Origin of the sequence: Embleya sp. NPDC020630, from assembly GCF_044334985.1 — a bacterium.
Taxonomy (GTDB): domain Bacteria; phylum Actinomycetota; class Actinomycetes; order Streptomycetales; family Streptomycetaceae; genus Embleya.
In genome coordinates, this window is record NZ_JBIRUB010000005.1 from 66,224 (window position 1) to 82,746 (window position 16,523).

Annotated in this window: 12 protein-coding genes and 1 pseudogene; 3 read left to right on the plus strand and 10 right to left on the minus strand. The window is 72.0% G+C overall.

Features of this window, described 5'->3' with window-relative positions; all coding sequences use genetic code 11:
• Positions 1-25: 25 nt before the first annotated feature.
• On the minus strand, positions 26-766 hold the full coding sequence (locus ACH4XV_RS19125; protein WP_395791220.1) for a dihydrofolate reductase family protein: 741 nt from the start codon (positions 764-766) through the stop codon (positions 26-28).
• A gap of 31 nt (positions 767-797) precedes the next feature.
• On the opposite strand from ACH4XV_RS19125, the gene zapE reads away from it, so the two are divergent.
• Both zapE and ACH4XV_RS19135 read left to right on the plus strand, forming a co-directional pair.
• Complete coding sequence (zapE, locus tag ACH4XV_RS19130) at positions 798-1,838, plus strand: cell division protein ZapE (RefSeq protein ID WP_395791222.1); 1,041 nt, start codon at positions 798-800, stop codon at positions 1,836-1,838.
• A gap of 779 nt (positions 1,839-2,617) precedes the next feature.
• Positions 2,618-3,490 carry a PPK2 family polyphosphate kinase gene (locus ACH4XV_RS19135; RefSeq protein ID WP_395791986.1) on the plus strand — a complete coding sequence of 291 codons (873 nt, stop codon included), beginning with the start codon at positions 2,618-2,620 and terminating at the stop codon, positions 3,488-3,490.
• 78 nt (positions 3,491-3,568) lie between these two features.
• Here ACH4XV_RS19135 and treZ read toward each other — a convergent pair.
• The 4 genes and pseudogenes from treZ to ACH4XV_RS19155 form a co-directional block, all read right to left on the minus strand.
• Positions 3,569-5,242: pseudogene (gene treZ, locus ACH4XV_RS19140) on the minus strand (malto-oligosyltrehalose trehalohydrolase); the annotation flags it as partial.
• A gap of 94 nt (positions 5,243-5,336) precedes the next feature.
• The gene (treY, locus tag ACH4XV_RS19145) at positions 5,337-7,628 is read right to left on the minus strand and encodes a malto-oligosyltrehalose synthase (protein WP_395791224.1); all 2,292 of its coding nucleotides are present in this window, start codon (positions 7,626-7,628) and stop codon (positions 5,337-5,339) included.
• A gap of 75 nt (positions 7,629-7,703) precedes the next feature.
• Positions 7,704-9,818 (minus strand): glycogen debranching protein GlgX, encoded by a 2,115-nt coding sequence (gene glgX / locus ACH4XV_RS19150; RefSeq protein WP_395791988.1) that lies wholly within the window; start codon positions 9,816-9,818, stop codon positions 7,704-7,706.
• A 185-nt stretch (positions 9,819-10,003) separates the two neighbouring features.
• Positions 10,004-10,207, minus strand: coding sequence for a hypothetical protein (locus ACH4XV_RS19155; RefSeq protein ID WP_395791226.1), 204 nt, complete (start codon positions 10,205-10,207; stop codon positions 10,004-10,006).
• A gap of 309 nt (positions 10,208-10,516) precedes the next feature.
• Between ACH4XV_RS19155 and ACH4XV_RS19160 the strand changes: the two genes are divergently transcribed.
• Positions 10,517-11,935 carry an SAV2148 family HEPN domain-containing protein gene (locus ACH4XV_RS19160; RefSeq protein ID WP_395791228.1) on the plus strand — a complete coding sequence of 473 codons (1,419 nt, stop codon included), beginning with the start codon at positions 10,517-10,519 and terminating at the stop codon, positions 11,933-11,935.
• A 50-nt stretch (positions 11,936-11,985) separates the two neighbouring features.
• Here ACH4XV_RS19160 and ACH4XV_RS19165 read toward each other — a convergent pair whose 3' ends face one another.
• From ACH4XV_RS19165 to ACH4XV_RS19185, 5 genes are all read right to left on the minus strand, one after another.
• Entirely contained in the window at positions 11,986-12,873 is an 888-nt protein-coding gene (locus ACH4XV_RS19165) for a phosphotransferase enzyme family protein (RefSeq protein ID WP_395791230.1), read from the minus strand.
• 24 nt (positions 12,874-12,897) lie between these two features.
• Positions 12,898-13,635 carry a sirohydrochlorin chelatase gene (locus ACH4XV_RS19170; RefSeq protein WP_395791232.1) on the minus strand — a complete coding sequence of 246 codons (738 nt, stop codon included), beginning with the start codon at positions 13,633-13,635 and terminating at the stop codon, positions 12,898-12,900.
• Positions 13,636-13,637: 2 nt separating this feature from the next.
• Positions 13,638-14,558, minus strand: a complete 921-nt coding sequence (locus ACH4XV_RS19175; RefSeq protein ID WP_395791234.1) for an ABC transporter permease — start codon at positions 14,556-14,558, stop codon at positions 13,638-13,640.
• Entirely contained in the window at positions 14,545-15,342 is a 798-nt protein-coding gene (locus ACH4XV_RS19180) for an ABC transporter ATP-binding protein (RefSeq protein ID WP_395791236.1), read from the minus strand. Before ACH4XV_RS19180 ends, ACH4XV_RS19175 begins: the two co-directional genes overlap by 14 nt.
• An 89-nt stretch (positions 15,343-15,431) precedes the next feature.
• A complete protein-coding gene (locus tag ACH4XV_RS19185; RefSeq protein ID WP_395791990.1) occupies positions 15,432-16,496 on the minus strand; it encodes an ABC transporter substrate-binding protein in 1,065 nt (354 codons plus the stop codon).
• Between the last annotated feature and the right edge of the window lie 27 nt (positions 16,497-16,523).

Consider the following 16,523-nt stretch of genomic DNA (forward strand, 5'->3'; position numbering starts at 1 on the left):
CCCGGCCGGGTGCCGAAGGCAGGCGTTACGCGCGGACGTAGCGGGAGAACAGCGCGCCGTCCTCCTCGAGGATCGAGATCGGGCGCATCGCCTGTGCCTCGGGGAGCGCGGGGCCGGCCAGGAGCCGGTGGGCGGGTCCCGAGGTCAGCAGCGGGCTCATGGTCAGGCACAGCTCGTCCAGCCTGCCGCATGCGGCGATCTGCGCCAGTACGTGCGGGCCGCCCTCGGTGAGCTGCCGGGTCAGCCCGCGGGCGGCCAGCGCGTCGAGGGCCAGGCCCAGGTCGACCCGGTCACGCCCCGCCAGGAGCACGTCGCCGTACTCGGCCGCCGCCGCCAGGCCCTTGGGTTGGGCCTCCTCGCAGGTGATCACGATGGTGGGGGTGACCGCCTCGGTGAACAGCGGCGTGGTGAAGTCGATGGCGAGGCTGCGCGAGACGATCGCGATCACCGGCGCGGGCAACTGTCCGGCGGCGGCCCGGGCGGCGGCGTAGGCGGGCCTGGGGCGCGGCGGCCGGTAGCCCTCCTGGCGCACGGTGGCGGCGCCGACCACGATGACGTCGGCAAGGCCGCGCAGCACGCCGAACACGCGCTTGTCGGCGGGCGAGGACAGACCGGCGGACAGGCCGTCGGGGGCCTGCGCGGCGCCGTCCAGGCTCGCCACCATGTTCGCCCGCAGCCAGGTGCGGTCGGGGGGATAGGCATAGGCCTCGACCAGGTCGACGTCGGGTTCGTCGGCGGCGGAGGGCACGGGAAGGAGACGGCGCATGCGACCGAGTTTCGCACGCGTCGTAGGCTTGATGATCGTGTCCGTAGCTCCTGTGTCGTTGACCACGCGCCACCCCAGCGTCCCCGCCGACCGCCTCGTCGCCGAGATGGTGCCGCCGCCGCGGTTCGGCGACGTGCGTTTCGACACGTACATCCCCGACCCGAATCAACCCGGGCAGGCCGCGGCCGTGGTCCGGCTGGAGCGGTTCGCGGCGGAGCTGAACGGGGACGGCGCCAAGCGCCGCTGGTTCCGCCGGGAGCAGGCGGCCGGGCCGAGCGGGATCTACCTCGACGGCGGCTACGGCGTCGGCAAGACCCACCTGCTGGCCTCGCTGTGGCACGCCTCGCCCGGCCCGAAGTCGCTGTGCACCTTCGTCGAGCTGACCAACCTCGTCGGGGCGCTCGGATTCCGGCGGACCGTCGAGGCGCTGTCCGGACACCGGCTGCTGTGCATCGACGAGTTCGAACTCGACGACCCGGGCGACACCGTCCTGGTGTCCACCCTCCTGGGCAAGCTCGCCGACGCCGGCGTCAAGCTCGCCGCGACCTCGAACACCCTGCCGGACAAGCTCGGCGAGGGACGGTTCGCCGCGCAGGACTTCATGCGCGAGATACAGGGGTTGTCCTCGCGCTTCGAGGCGTTGCGCATCGACGGCGAGGACTACCGGCACCGGGGCCTGCCGGCGGCGCCCGCGCCGGTGGCCGAGGACATGGTCACCGCGGCCGCCGAGGCCGCGCCCGACGGCGCCGCGCTGGACGACTTCCCGGCACTGCTCGCGCACCTGGCCACGGTGCACCCCAGCCGCTACGGCGCGATGCTCGACGGGATCACCGGCGTCTTCTGGCGCGGGGTGCACCCGGTCGAGGACCAGGGCACCGCGCTGCGTCTGGTGGTGCTCGCGGACCGGATGTACGACCGCGAACTGCCGGTGGTGGCCTCGGGCGTGCCCTTCGACGAACTGTTCACCGAGGAACTGCTCGGCGGCGGCTACCGCAAGAAGTACCTGCGCGCGATCTCGCGCCTGGTTTCGATGGCCCGCGACGGCGCCGAGCGCATCCCCGCCTCTCGCTGATCCACCGCTGCCGGGATGCCGCCCGTGGGCGATCGACGGGTCGGTGCGGCATCATCGGACCCGGGTCCCGACGACGCGGAGGCAGCGGCATGGCGAAGAAGGCCGACGGCAGGAGTGCAGGCAGGGCCGACCGGGGCACGAAGGGGTCGACGCCGGTGGGCCTGGGCGAGGCCCCGGACGCCGAGGCGGTCGTGAAGGGGGCGACGGCCACGAAGAAGGCCGAGAAGCCCGCGAAGGCCGGCAAGGCCGAGAAGCCTGCCAAGGCCGCCAAGCTCGACAAGCCCGCGAAGGCCGCCAAGGACAAGGCAGCCAAGCCCGACAAGGCCGCCCGAGCCGCGAAGGCGGACCGGGTCGACGAGGCGACCAAGGCCGCCAAGAAGGCCGCGAAGAAGGCGGCCAAGGTGCTCAAGGCCGAGCGCGAAGCGCAGGCCGACCTCGCCAAGGCGGCGAAGAAGGCCGCGAAGAAGGCGGATCGTAAAGCCGCCGAGGCGCTGGAGGCCGCGGCCGAGCGGGTCGCCGCCGAGGCCGCGAAGGCGGCCAAGGCACTCGCGAAGCAGACCGAGGCCGAGCGCGCGATCGCCGAGGCACCGGCCGCGGACCTGGAGCCCGCCGTCGGCCCGGCCGTGCACCTGGTCGCCGACCCGGTGGACGATCCGGACCCCGACGCCGACCCCGATGCCGAGCCCGCCGTCGACCCGACCGCCCCGCCCGCCGTCGAGCCGGGCCTGGCCGAGCAGCGGCCCGAGCCCGCCCCGCCCCGGCTCCGGGTGCTCGTCGAGGTGCCCGCCGAGAAGTACGCGCCCCCGGCCGATGTGCCGTCCGTACGGGCCGCGTTGCGGCTGCCGGGCGGCCCCGTGGACCTGGCCGCGATCGATCCGCGCGCCACGCCGAGCTTCGCGGGCGACAAGGCCGACGCGCTCGCCGACATCGGTGCGATGGGACCCCGGCTGGCCGAACTCCAGGAGCGGCTGTACGCGCAGGCCGTGGCCGGCGGCGCGCGCCGCCGGGTGCTCCTGGTGGTCCAGGGGATGGACACCTCCGGCAAGGGCGGCACGGTCAAGCACGTGATCGGCCAGTTCAACCCGTCGGGCTGCCACATCCACGCGTTCAAGGCGCCGACCGAGGAGGAACTCGCCCACCCGTTCCTGTGGCGGGTCCGCACCCAGGTGCCCGGGCCCGGTCTGATCGGCGTGTTCGACCGCTCGCACTACGAGGACGTCCTGATCGCCCGGGTGCGCAACCTGGTCCCGCGTCAGGTCTGGTCGCGCCGCTACGCCACGATCAACCGCTTCGAGCAGGGCCTGGCCAAGGACGAGGTGACCGTGGTCAAGGTCTTCCTGCACATCTCGCCCGAGGAGCAGAAGGAACGCCTGCTCGCCCGGCTGGACAACCCGGACAAACACTGGAAGTTCAACCCGGCCGACATCGACGAGCGTTCCGTGTGGCCCGACTACCGGACCGCCTACGAGGCCGCGCTGGAGAAGTGCGACAGCGACGCGGCGCCCTGGTACGTGGTGCCGGCCGACCGCAAGTGGTACCGCAACTGGGCGATCAGCCGGCTGCTCCTGGAGCACCTGACCGAGTTGGACCCCCGCTACCCGGCGGGCGACTTCGACGTCGAGGCCGAGCGCAAGCGCCTGCTCGACACCTGAGCGTTCCCGACGGCCGATGACGGCGGTCGCGGGCAGCCGCAGCGTGGTGCCGACCAGGCCCCGGCGGATCTCCGCGCGGTCGTCCCAGGCCGCGACGATCTCCGCAGCCCCGGTGCCCATCGGCAGCGTCGCGGGCTGCTCGGCCAGGTTGACCGCGGTACGGAACGCGCCCCGGTGCACCATCAGCCAGCCGGCGGTCTCCTCGAAGCTGACCTGCACCCGGGTCAGGTCCGGGTCGGTCAGGTTCTCCCATTCCCGGCGCAGCGCGATCAGCCGCCGGTACCAGGCCAGCAGGGCCGCGTGCGGGGCGCGGGCGGGCTCCTTCCAGTCCAGGCACGAGTCGCGCACGGTCTGCGCCGACTGCGGGTCGGGGATCTGCGCCGCGTCCCACCCGTGCGAGGCGAACTCGGCGCGGCGGCCGTTGCGCACGGCCTCGGCCAACTCCGGGTCGGTGTGGTCGGTGAAGTATTGCCAGGGCGTGGACGCGCCCCACTCCTCGCCCATGAACAACATCGGGGTGAACGGCGCGGTGAGCACGAGCGCGGCGCCCGCCGCGAGCAGCGCCGGCGGCAGGGTCGCCGAGATCCGGTCGCCGGTGGCCCGGTTGCCGACCTGGTCGTGGGTCTGGAGGTAGCCCAGGAAGCGGTACGCGGGCATCCGCGAGGTGGGCACCGGGCGGCCGTGCGTGCGCTTACGGAACGAGGACCAGGTGCCGTCGTGCAGCCAAACCCGGGTGAGCGTCTTGGCGAGGGTGCCCATCGAGCCGAAGTCGCCGTAGTAGCCCTGGCGTTCGCCAGTGAGCAGGGCGTGCAGCGCGTGGTGGAAGTCGTCGCTCCACTGGGCCTGCACGCCCATGCCGCCGCTCTCGCGCGGGGTGACCACGCGGGGGTCGTTCAGGTCCGATTCGGCGATCAGGAACAGCGGCCGGCCGGTGGCGGCGGCGAGCTTGTCCACCGCCTCGGACAACTCCTCCAGGAACGGCACCGCACGGTTGTCGGCGAGCGCGTGCACCGCGTCCAGGCGCAGTCCGTCCACGTGGTAGTCGCGCAGCCACATCAGCGCGCTGCCGACCAGGTAGGCGCGGACCTCGTCGGAGCCCGGGCCGTCCAGGTTCACCGCCGAGCCCCACGGGGTGCGGTAGCGGTCGGTGAAGTAGGGGCCGAAGGCGGGCAGATGGTTCCCGGACGGGCCCAGGTGGTTGTGGACGACGTCCAGGATCACGCCCAGGCCGTGCACGTGGCAGGCGTCCACGAACCGCTTGAGGCCTTCCGGGCCGCCGTAGGGCTCGTGCACCGCCCACGGGCACACCCCGTCGTAGCCCCACCCGTGCCGGCCCGGGAAGGCGGACACCGGCATCACCTCGACGTGGGTGACGCCTAGATCGACCAGGTGGTCGAGCCGCTCGACGGCCGCGGCGAACGTGCCCTCGGTGGTGAACGTACCGATGTGCAGCTCGTAGACGACCGCGCCCGGGAGCGGCCGGCCGGTCCAGGCCCCGTCGCCCCACGCGTACGCCGCGTGGTCGACCACGCGGCTCGGGCCTTCGGGGCCGGTGGGCTGCCACGGCGACCGCGGGTCGGGTAGCGGGTCGTTGCCGTCGATGGCGAACGCGTAGTCGCTGCCGTGTACCGCCGTCGGCACGTCCGCCTGCCACCACCCCGGCCGGTTCGCGTCGCGCATCGGCTTGCGTCGGCCGTCGACGACGACCTCCAGGGACGACGCTTTCGGAGCCCAGACCTCGAACCTGACCACGATGGTTGTGTCCTTCCGGGAACGGGTGCGAACGGATGCGAACGGGCGAACGGGTGCGAGCGGAGGGGAACGGCCGGGCGCCGGCCCCGGCCGGTCAGCCCCGGGTGAGCAGGGCGACGGGCAGGTCCTCCAGGATGTGCCGCAGGCGGGCCTGGCCGGTGTACGTGCCGCCGGTCAGCGCGTCGACCCAGCGGCCCTCGGGCAGCGGGAGCAGCGCGCCGCCCCAGTCGCCCTTGGCGGCGAGACCGGCCGGCAACCGGGTCGCCACGGTGATCGCCTCGCCGCCGCGGATGAAGGCGATGGCGTGGTCCGCCTCCTTGCCGCGGGCGCGCAGCGGCGTGTAGGCGCCGGCGAACCAGTCGGGACGCGCGCGGCGCAGCCGCAGCGCGGCGGAGGTTACCTCGAGTTTGAGCGTGTCCAGCGGGCCGTGTTCGCGCCCGAAGTCGACGGGGGCCCGGTTGTCCGGGTCGACCAGGGTGTACAGCGCCAGTTCGCCGCCCTGGTACACGTCCGGTACGCCCGGCATGGTCAGCTGGACCAGCTTGGCGCCGAGCGAGACCGCGTGTGCGGCGCGATCCACCGCGGCCACGAAGTCGGCGATGTCGGCGGTGAGCTCGTCGTCGGCGAGGACGGCGCGCACGAACGCCTCGCTCGCCGCCTCGTAGTCCGGGTTCGGGTCGGCCCAGGTGGTTTCCCGGGCCGCCTCGCGCATCGCCTTGCGCAGGTAGCCCACCGCGCGGTCCGGGGTGAGCGGCCAGGCGCCGACCAGGGTCTGCCACAGCAGGTAGGTGTCGTAGCCGTCCGGGCCGAAGCGGAACTCGGAACGGTGCGGTCGGGACCGGTCGTTCCAGGCGTGCACCCGCTGCGCCCAGTCCTCGGGGATCTCCGCGAGCACCGACAGGCGGGCCCGGACGTCCTCGCTGCGCTTGGTGTCGTGGGTGCTCAGCGTGGTCATCGTGGTCGGGGACATGCGCCGGCAGGCGGCATGGAAGCCGGCGATGTCGAGACCGAAGGTGTCGGGCGCGCCGCCGACCTCGTTCAGCGAACTCAGGGCGTACCAGCGGTAGAACGCGCGGTCCTCCACGCCCTTGGCCGCGAGCGCCGCCGCGACCTGTCCGAAGCGGATGCCGAACTCCCCGTCGGCGAGCGCGAGTTCGGCGATCTCGCGGGCCGCCTCGGAGACCTGCCCCGGGACTCCCGTCAGCGCCCGCGCCATCGCGGCGATCGAGCCGGGGCCGGCGCCGGGGTAGGGGCGGTAGGTGGGGAACGCGGTCAGCAGCGGGGGCAGCGCGCGGCCGACGTCGCCGGCGCCGGCCACCGGCTCCAGCCGGTCCAGGGTGCGGCGCAGTCGGGCGAACTCGGTGGCCAGGCCGCCGGCGAGGACCTCGGCCCTGGCCTCCTGCGCGAGGTAGTCGAAGCCTTCGTGCACCCCGGTCTGTTCGCGGTGGAGAGCGCGCAGCGGGTCGGCGCCCTCGGGGTCGAGGAAGAGGTTGTCCACCCGGCGCAGCGCGTCGTAGCCGGTGGTGCCGTCGCAGGCCCAGTCTGCGGGCAGGGTCTCCTCGTCGGAGAGGATCTTCTCCACCACGATCCAGGCGTTCGGCGCGGCGGCGCGCAGCCGCTCCAGGTAGGCGCGCGGGTCGGCCAGGCCGTCGGGGTGGTCGATCCGCAGCCCGTGGATCAGGCCCTCGTTCAGCAGCCGCACCATGGTGGCGTGGGTGGCCGCGAAGACCTCGTCGTCCTCCTGGCGCAGGGCGATGAGCCCGGCGATGGTGAAGAAGCGGCGGTAGTTCAGCTCGGTGTCGGCGCGTCGCCAGTGCGCGAGTTCGTAGTGCTGGGCGGCGAGCAGCTCGTCGAGCGCGAGCTTTTCGGTGCCGGGCCGGAGCGGGAACTCGTGGTCGTGGTAGCGCAGCACGTGGCCGTCCACGATCAACTCGTCCGCGACCTCCTCGACCGGGCCGCCGAGCACGGGCAGCAGGACGCGCCCGTCGTGCCGGGTCCAGTCGATGTCGAACCAGCGGGCGAAGGGCGAGTCGGCCCCCTCGCGCAGCGTCTCCCACAGCGGCCGGTTCAGCGACTCGGGGGCGGGCACCGCCATGTGGTTGGGCACGATGTCCACCACGATGCCGAGCCCGTGTGCGGCGGCGGCCGTCGCCAACTCGCGCAGCCCGTCCTCGCCGCCGAGGTCGGCGGACACGCGCGAGTGGTCGACCACGTCGTAGCCGTGGGTGGATCCGGGGACGGCCTGCAGGATCGGCGACAGGTGCAGGTGGCTCACCCCGAGCGAGTCGAGGCGGGGCACGACGGCGGCGGCCTCGGCGAACCCGAAGGCGGGTTGCAGCTGGAGCCGGTAGGTGCCGGTCGGAACACGAGAAGGCGACGAGGTCATGCCGACAAGCTTCCCCGGACATCCGCGACCTACCACCCGCCGGGGTGGTGAAACCCACGCCGGCGGGTGATCGGGTCACGGTCGTTGCAGGACCACCAGCGAGCGGGGCTCGACGGTCTGGGCGGCGCCGCCCTCGATGGTCGGGCGGGACTTGGGCTCGTGGATCACCGTCTTGTCGTCGGCGGTGTCGACCACCACGGTCCAGGAGCGGCCCAGGTCCGCGGGGATGGTGAACTCCTCGGCCTCGTGCGAGGCGTTGAACAGCAGCAGGAACGAGTCGTCGGTGATCTTCTGGCCGCGCGGGTCCGGTTCCGAGATGGCGTTGCCGTTGAGGAAGACGGCGACCGACTTGGCCGCGGCCGCCCACCAGTCGCCGTCCGACATCTCCTCGCCCGCGGGGGTGAACCAGGCGATGTCGGTCAGCTCGTCGTGGGTGCCCTGGACGGATCTGCCGTGGAAGAATCGGCGGCGCCGAAAGACCGGGTGATCGGCGCGCAGCCGGGTCATCATCCGGGTGAATTCGAGCAGGTCGGGACCCTCGCCCTCAGGCCAGCGCACCCAGGAGAGTTCGTTGTCCTGGCAGTAGACGTTGTTGTTGCCCTGCTGGGTGCGGCCGAACTCGTCGCCGTGCGCGATCATCGGTACGCCCTGGGACAGCAGCAGCGTGGCGATGAAGTTGCGCTGTTGGCGGGCGCGCAGCGCGAGGATGTCCGGGTCGTCCGTCTCGCCCTCGACGCCGTGGTTCCAGGACCGGTTGTGGCTCTCGCCGTCGCGGTTGTCCTCACGGTTGGCCGCGTTGTGCTTGTCGTTGTACGACACCAGGTCGTGCAGCGTGAAGCCGTCGTGGCAGGTGACGAAGTTGATCGAGGCGATCGGTCGGCGGCCGTCGTCCTGGTACAGGTCGGAGGAGCCGGTCAGCCGCGAGCCGAACTCGGCGAGGGTGCGCTCCTCGCCGCGCCAGAAGTCGCGCACCGTGTCGCGATACTTGCCGTTCCACTCGGTCCACAGCGGGGGGAAGTTGCCCACCTGGTAGCCGCCCTCGCCGACGTCCCACGGCTCGGCGATCAGCTTGACCTGGGAGACCACCGGGTCCTGCTGGACCAGGTCGAAGAACGAGGACAGCCGGTCCACCTCGTGGAACTGCCGGGCCAGCGTGGCGGCCAGGTCGAAGCGGAACCCGTCCACGTGCATGTCGGTGACCCAGTAGCGCAGCGAGTCCATGATCAGCTGCAACACGTGCGGGCTGCGCATCAGCAGGCTGTTGCCGGTGCCAGTGGTGTCCAGGTAGTAGCGCTTGTCGTCGGCGAGCCGGTAGTAGGACGCGTTGTCCAGGCCGCGGAAGGACAGCGTGGGGCCCAGGTGGTTGCCCTCGGCGGTGTGGTTGTAGACCACGTCGAGGATCACCTCGATGCCCGCCGCGTGCAGCGCCTTGACCATCGAGCGGAACTCCTGGACCTGCTGCCCGCGTTCGCCGGTGGAGGAGTAGGCCGCGTGCGGGGCGAAGAAGCCGATCGTGTTGTAGCCCCAGTAGTTGCGCATCCCCAGGTCGGACAACCGGTGGTCCTGGACGAACTGGTGCACCGGCATCAGCTCGATCGCGGTCACCCCCAGGCTCACCAGGTGCTCGATCACCGCCGGGTGCGCCATGCCCGCGTAGGTGCCGCGGATCTCCTCGGGCAGGCCCGGGTGGCTGCGGGTCAACCCGCGCACGTGCGCCTCGTAGATCACCGTGTCGTGGTAGCCGGTGCGCGGCGGCCGGTCGTCGCCCCAGTCGAAGTAGGGGTTGATCACCACCGAGTTCATCGTGTGCGGCCCGGAGTCGGTGGTGCTCATCAGATCCGGGTGTTCGAACGAGTAGCCGTACATCGACTCGTGCCAGTGCACCTCGCCGCACATCGCCTTGGCGTACGGGTCGAGCAGCAGCTTGTTCGGGTTGCATCGGGCGCCCGCGGCCGGGTCGAACGGGCCCTGGACGCGGTAGCCGTAGCGCTGCCCGGGTTGGATCCCGGGCAGATAGGCGTGCCGGACGAAGGCGTCGGCCTCGCGCAGCTCGATGCGCTCCTCTGCGCCCTCCTCGTCCAGCAGACACAACCAGACGCGTTCGGCGGCCTCCGAGAAGACCGCGAAGTTGGTGCCGGCGCCGTCGTACGTGGCGCCCAGCGGATACGAATGACCGGGCCAGACCTGCATGAGCAACCTGCTTTGTCGCGGATCGTGCTTCGGCAGCATTTCGGCAGCTTGCAGTCTCCCGTACCGGACCCGATCCGGGGGTGCAATCCACCCAGGCGTCCCCCGGTCGGGTGGATTTCATGCCTGGAGCGGGCGTCGTTCGGCCGGCCGAACCGATCGCTGCTGATCATTTGTGGTCGTAACGGTCAGATCCAGTCGAGCAGTTCGGCGGCGAGCATTTCCTCCCGGCAGGGCCAGGCGCCACCGCACGAGCACGCCACGCCGTCGGTGCCGGGGATCGCGGTGCGCCGATGGTGCGCGAAGATCCCCGCGACCACATCGCGATACCGGGCGAAATCGTCCTCGGCGCCCTCGTGTACCGCCGAGATCCTGCTGTTCGTGGCCAACATGACGACCTCCTGGGTGCCACGGTTCCTGCCGGATGAGACGGATCGTCGATCCGTCCCGGTTGCGCCCCGGACCAGGAGGAGGGAAGACCCTCTCCCATCCGGCAATTGTTTCGCTAGGACATTGCGTTGCTCGGCAGAAATTGCCAGAGCGCGTCGAGTCCCCCCAATCGCCTTACGCCATCCGGGTAATGCCGGTGGATTCGTCACCCGAACGGGGCACGCCGACCGGCCCACGCGGGCCCCCCGAGGCCGCCGGGTTTCGCTATACGCTCGTTCGGTTCCGGCTCGACGACGAACGGATGGGACGCGATGGCCGATCGGGAGTCCAACCCGCCACCCTCGACAACCGACGAGGATCCCGCGGCGGGGACGAGTGCGACCGGTCTCGACGGCGCGACCGGATTCGGCTCGGGCGGCGACACCTTCCCGGACCCGTACGCCCCCTATCCCGACGGCGACCCCCCGGGCGGCGCCGCCGGTGTCCCGGGCACCTTCGGACTCACCGACACCGGCTCGTTCGCCCTGGACCCGGGCGGCCTGCCCGGCCCCCGCCACGCGGCCTCCGGCACCGCCGTCCTGGACGGTTCCGGGCCGCCCGACCCGCTGCCGGGGATAGACCCCGCGACGCTCGCCTGGACCGAGGACGACTGGGCCGCCGCCCTGCTGCGCGGGCGCCGGGCAGGTCGGGCGTACGTGTACCTGAACCTGATCGAGCAGCGGCTGCGCGCGGTGATCAGCGCGGTGCTCGTCCCCGTCTACGGACCCGGCGAGCACCCGCACGACGACGGTGCGTGGGTGCTCGCCGCGGCCGGCAACGCGCAGAACGACTGGGTCGAACGGGCGGAGGCGGTAAGGGAGATGAGTCGCCGGCGCGGCTACATCGTGGACCCCGCCGACGACGAGCTGATCGCCTTTTTGACCCTGCCGCAACTGCGCGAGCTGATGGTGCGCAACTGGTGGTGCTTCGAGCCCTTCCTGCCGGACCGGCGCAAGCTGGAACGCGCCCTGGAGGAGGTCGAGATCGGCCGGCACATCGTGGCCCGCAACCGGGTGCTCTCGCCCGACGTGCTCGCCCAGGTGGAACGCGCGTGCCTGCGCGTGTTGGCCATGCTGGACGGGCCGCTCGCCGAGCAGGGCGACCGGCGGCTGGCCCTGGACGCGGTCGAGGAGTTGTTCGCCGGGCGTTACGCCGACGTGGTGGGCGTCTTCCAGGACCGCTCCGCGCTACAGCGCCGGTTGCCCTTCGCCGACCTGGTCGACGGCGCGCGCGGGATCGACGCGATGGGCGTCTCGCTCAACCTGCTGTGCCAGAACTACTCGGGCCGCGATCTGGCCCGACTCGGCTCCGGCGGGTGCGACATGCGGCTGCTCTTCCTCAACCCGGCGGGCGACGCGATGAAGCAGCGCGAGCGCGACGAGGGCATCAAGAAGGGACTGCTGTCCCGGATGACCACGCTCAACATCCTGCACATGCGCCGCGTCCGGGCGCAGCTGCGCGAGCCGCGTCGGATCGAGATCCGGCTCTACGACGAGGCGCCGCGCTTCGGCGCCTACCTGGTGGACGGGGACGTGGGGCTGATCCAGCCGTATCTGCGACACGCGCGCGGTGTCGAGTCGCCCGCGTTCGTCTTGCGCGCCGACGCGGCGGGCGGGTCCGTGCGCGGGCTCTACCCGCTGTTCCAGGAGGAGTTCGAGCAGCTGTGGGCGGCGGGCAAGCGAACCTCGTGAGCGCCGCGGCGCCGGTCGGAACGCGTTCCGGTCGAGCGCCGGAGCGCTCGTCAGAACGCGTGCCAGCGCGCCTCGGTGTCGCCGGTGCGCAGGGTGCGGACCCGGTGGTGGAACTCCTCCTCCGCCGCCGGGTTGCCCGGCACGTGCTGGGCAACCCACGCGGTGGCGGCCAACTCGCGGGTGTCGCGCAGCACCCGGTAGCCGGGCCACTCGGTCACGTCGAAGCCGTACTTGCGGGCGAACCGCCGCTCCGCGCCGTCGGGCAGGCCGTAGCGGGCGGCGGCCATCGGGGTGAGCACCAGGTCGAACTCGCGCAGGTCGTGCGCGACCGTCTCCCAGTCCAACAGCAGCGCCCGGCCGCCGTGTACGCCCACGTTGCGCAGCAGCGCGTCGCCGTGGATCAGGCCGGTCGGCAGCGCCGGGGTCAGCTCGCGACAGGCCGCCTCCAACTCGTCGCGGCGCGCCGACAGATAGCGCCGATCGGCCAGCCCCACCGCCGCGTCGGCCGAGTCCAACCAGGTCTCCACCAGCGCCAGCGGATGCCGCGCCGGCAGCGCGAACGGCGGCGCGGGCAGCGCGTGCAGTTTGCGCAACAGCCGGGCCAGATCGGCCACGTTCGGCTCACGCTCGGCCGGCGGCAACAACTCCCAGAAGGTGACGGGGCGTCCGTCCACCAACACCGGCCGGGCCTCGACGCCGGCCGCCGGTCGCACCGCCGGGAAGTCCTGTTCGGCCAGCCAACACGCGACCGCGATCTCGCGCCGCGCGCGCTCGGCCAGATGCGCCCCTCGGGCCACCCGCGCGACCAGTCCCGGACCGGGCAGCGCGAACACCGCGTTCTCGCCGAAGGAGAGCAACGTCGCGTCGGCGGACGGCACTCCGACCTCCGCACACGCGCGCACGAGCGCCGAACGTTCGCCGGCCACCGAGTCGATCACGCCGGTGATGGTACCGGTCCGGACTCAGGCGGAGAGCCCGGATCTCGATGGCAGCGCCGCGTCGTAGCGATCGAGGACCAACCGGGCGATTTCGGGGGTGTCCGCGACCGGTTCGGTGACCAGCTCGGCTCCGGCCGCCAGCGCCTGTTCGACGATGCGGTCCGGCAGGATCCCGGGCGCCAGCATGCAGGACGCCACCGCGACCCGCTCGGCGCCCAGGGCGCGCAACCCCTCGATCGCGGCGGCGACCGTGGAGCCCTGGTGGACGGAGGCGAACGCGGGGACCACGGCGCACCAACCGGTACGCCGCCACTCCCGCGCGACGATGGTGGTCACCGCGTTCGCCTCCGGATCGGTGGAGCCGGCGGTGGCCAGGACGACGCCGTAGCGGGCGTCTCCCGGCCGTACCCCGGCCTCGTGCATGCGCAGGTTCAACGCGTCGAGCAACAGCGGGGACGGGGCCAGCGTGGCTGTCTGACGCACCGTCAATTTGCGGTGGCGCAGGACGTTCGGCACGTCCTGCTTGGCGTGGAACGCCGGGGTGAACAGCAGCGGCACCGCGACCGCGGTGCTCACCCCGGCCTCGGCCAACTCTGCCAACCGCTCCGGCACGCGCGGGCCGCAGTGGTCCAGATAGCCGATCTCCACCCGCAACCCGGGCCGCAGCGCGCGCACCCGCGCGGCCAGGGCGGCCATCGCCGCGGCATGCCGGGGATCTCGGCTGCCGTGCGCGACGGCCAGGAGCGGGGGAGCGAGGTTCACGGCTATCTGCTTCCGGTCAGGCCGCGCCGGCGCAGGACCATACGTTCGATCGGGCTGAACACCAGCATGTCGATGCCGATACCCACGATCAGGATCAGCACCACCGCGGTCAACATCATCGGCATGTCGCCCAGGTCTCGGCCCTGGTCCATCAACTGGCCCAGACCCACGCCCAGTTCCGGCCCGGCGGCGATCAACTCGGCGGCCATCAGCGAGCGCCAGGAGAACGCCCAGCCCTGCTTGAGGCCGGCGATGTAACCGGGCAGCGAGGCGGGCAGCATCACGTGCCACACGCTGTTCAGCCCGCGCGCCCCGAGCACCCGGCCCGCGCGCAGGTACAGCGGGGGGATCTGGTCGATGCCGGACACCAGGCCGTTCGCGATCGAGGGCACCGCGCCGAGCAGCACCACCGCGTAGATCGCGCTGTTGTTCAGCCCGAACCAGATCACCGCCGGCGGCACCCACGCGACCGAGGGCAACGACTGGAGCCCGGACAGGATCGGTCCGATCGCCGCCCGCACCCAGCCCACCCGGGCCACGAGCAGACCCAGCGGAGTACCGATGGCGACCGCGATCGCAAAGCCCAGGATGCCTCGGGACAGGCTGGTCCACAGGATGTCGATGACGGTGCCCTTGCGCCACTGCACCATGAACGCGTCCCACACCTCGCCGGGGCTGGGCAGCGCGTAGCGGGGCTTGAGCTCCATCCAGTAGGCGACCTGCCAGGCCAGCAGCACCAGCAGGATCGCCACGACCGGTGGGAGCACCTTCTGTACGAGCACCCGGCCGAAAGACGTGTGCTCCTTGTCGTACGCCTCCAGCGCGTCCAGACCCGCTTCGAGCCCGGCGAGGTCCTCCGCGTCGGCCTCCGTGGCGTCGGCCCTCGCCTCGGGGGCGGACTTGATCAGATCAGGCGCGGCCATGGCGGCGGATCTCCCCTCGCAGGTGGTCGGTGATCTCGACGGACAACTCCGATACGCCGGTCGATTCGATCCGGCGCGGCTGCGGGATGTCGATGGTCCATTCACGGGCGATCCGCCCCGGGCGCGAGGACATCAGCACGACGCGCTGGGCCAGTCGTACCGCCTCGCGCACGTTGTGCGTCACGAACACCACGGAGCGGCCGGTCTCCGCCCAGATCCGCGTCAGTTCGTCGTGCAGCACGTCGCGGGTGATCGCGTCCAGGGCGGCGAACGGCTCGTCCATCAGCAGCAGATCGCCGGCCTGCGCCAGCGCGCGCGCCAGTGCGACGCGCTGGCGCATGCCGCCGGACAACTCGTGCACCCGCTTGTCGTACGCCTCACCGAGCCGGACCAGCCCGAGCAGCGCCTGGGCCTCGGTGCGGCGCTGCTCGCGCGGCACCCCGCGCAGTTTCAGGGCCAGTTCGATGTTCTTGCCCGCGGTCAGCCAGGGGAACAGCGCGTGGTCCTGGAACATCAGCGCGGGGCGCCCGCCGGGGACCTCGATGGTGCCCGAGGTCGGCTGGTCCAGGTCGGCTATCAGGTTGAGCACAGTGGACTTCCCGCAGCCCGACGCGCCCAGGAGGCAGACGAACTCGCCCGGGGCCACGGTCAGGTCGATGCCGTCCAGGACCGGGGCACCGCCGGAGCGGCCGAACACCTTGGTGACCTGGTCAAGGCGGACCGCGAAGCCGGTTCCGACGGGGGTCGTGGCCTGGGGCGTGGCCTCGCTGATGGTCTGGGTCATGTCCGGATCACCTCTCTCGGTGGCGCGTCGGGCGGGAAGTGCTCACCCGGGCCGGCGAGCCGGCCCGGGGCGGAACGGGCTTGCGGGTGCTACTTCTTCGGGCCCAGGCCCGCGTCGCTCACCGCGGGCTTGCCGGCGGCGGTGAGGACCTTGTTCAGGATGGTCAGGTCGTAGATGCCGTGGATGTCGAGCTTCTTGGTCACGCCCACCGCGACCCCGTCCTCGGAGAGCTTGACCAGCGACGCGGCGAGCGGGTCGTTGGTGATGGCGATGTTGGGCCACGCCGCGTCGAGCACGTTCTGCGCGAGCGGCTTGCCCGCGAACTCGGTGATTTTGGCGTTGACCGCGGCCTTGGCCTTGTCCTGGTTGCCGGCCGCCCAGTCGTTCGCGGCGACCTGACCCTTGATCAGGGCCTCGACGGTGTCCGGGTGTTCCTTGAGGAACTTGGTGGACACGATCAGGTCGGTGGTGACGAATTTGCCCTCCGGCCACAACGTGCGCTCGTCCACGAGCACCTTGGCGTTGGCCTCCACGACCAGGCGGGTGGCCCACGGCTCGGGCAGCCAGGCGCCGTCCAGGTCGCCCTTTTGGAACGCGGCGAGGGTCTGCGCGTTGTCGGTCGGGACCACGCTCACCTCGCCCTTGCCGGAGGTGTCCACGGGAAAGCCGGCCTTGCTCAGCCACGCCCGCAGCGCGACGTCCTGGGTTCCGCCGAGTTGCGGCGAGGCGATCTTCTTGCCCTTGAGGTCGGCGGGCCCGTTGATGCCCGGCTTGACCACCAGGGACGCGCCGCCGGAGGTGGCGCCCGCGACGATCCGCAAAAGTTCGCCGTTGGTGCTGGTGAACCCGGAGATCGAGGGGTTCGGACCGATGTAGGTCGCGTCGATCGAACCGCCCTTGAGCGCCTCGATCGCGGCCGGACCGGCGTTGAACACCTGCGGCTTGATCTCGGTGGTGCCCAACTCCTTCGCGAAGAAGCCCTCGTTCAGCCCGATCAGCGGCGTCGCGTGGGTGACGTTGGCGAAGAAGCCGAGGCGGATCTGCGAGGCCGAGGTGCCCGCCTTCGCGCCGCCCGCCGTCGCCGGACCCGCGCCCGCGGCCGGCGTGTTCTTCTTGTCGTCCTTCTTGTCCGAGCCGTAGCCGCACGCGGACATCGCGAGCAGCGGCAGGAGGAGGGCGGC